Consider the following 285-nt stretch of genomic DNA (forward strand, 5'->3'; position numbering starts at 1 on the left):
TTTCAGTCATCAGAGTCAGAGCCTGCACTAAATGCTGTTCGATTCTTGAGAGAGACTTTGGACATTCCTCTGGAAGGAAGGAACCGTATTTCTGTAGCCAGTGCTCAGGATGTGATTCGTCGTCATCGTCAGTCCCAGGAAAGCCGGAGTGAGAGTAGCCATGGACAGGAAGAGGTTGAGATTGAAGAGGTAATTGATCAGCCAGTGCCTCGTGAGCCTACTCCTGAGACAATAGCTGAAAATACTGCGGAGACTGCAGCCAAGCCAGCCAGGCGAGTTAAATTT

Annotated in this window: 1 protein-coding gene; it reads left to right on the forward strand. The window is 49.1% G+C overall.

Translation table 11 applies throughout. The features are described 5' to 3' along the window. Nucleotides 1-57: 57 nt before the first annotated feature. Nucleotides 58-285 (forward strand): hypothetical protein (locus CWC28_RS22430; protein WP_212746835.1); only part of this gene is annotated, 228 nt, incomplete at its 3' end.

This window comes from Pseudoalteromonas sp. S4492, from assembly GCF_005886115.1.
GTDB classification, from domain to species: Bacteria; Pseudomonadota; Gammaproteobacteria; order Enterobacterales; family Alteromonadaceae; genus Pseudoalteromonas; species Pseudoalteromonas gelatinilytica.